This window comes from Bacteroides sp. D1, from assembly GCF_000157095.2.
GTDB classification, from domain to species: Bacteria; Bacteroidota; Bacteroidia; order Bacteroidales; family Bacteroidaceae; genus Bacteroides; species Bacteroides xylanisolvens.
In genome coordinates this window covers 321,337-321,611 of the sequence record NZ_JH114331.1, presented here as the reverse complement: position 1 = coordinate 321,611, position 275 = coordinate 321,337, and the positions used below count along the sequence as shown (strand labels likewise).

Sequence of the window (275 nt, the reverse complement as noted above, 5' to 3'; positions counted from 1 at the left end):
CAAATCAAATCGTCAAGTGCGTTATTGGTAAAGTTACTGCTCCAGTCACATTGAAACAGAGGCACATCGGTAAAACCGGATTCACGAACCAAATCACGCACGGCAGAAACGTATGGTTTATCGGTTCCGTAAGAGCCATACTCGTTCTCCACCTGAACCATGATAATGTTTCCTCCTTTATCCACTTGCAACGGAGCCAGTTGCTTACCAACTTCTTTCATAAAAATGCCTACCCGTCCCATATAATAAGGATCAAGCGTGCGCAAAGCTACGTC

At 44.7% G+C, this 275-nt stretch carries 1 protein-coding gene; it reads right to left on the bottom strand.

The window, feature by feature from the left end; all coding sequences use genetic code 11:
• On the bottom strand, window positions 1-275 hold a 275-nt coding region (locus BSAG_RS26140), incomplete at both ends, for a beta-galactosidase (RefSeq protein WP_008997319.1).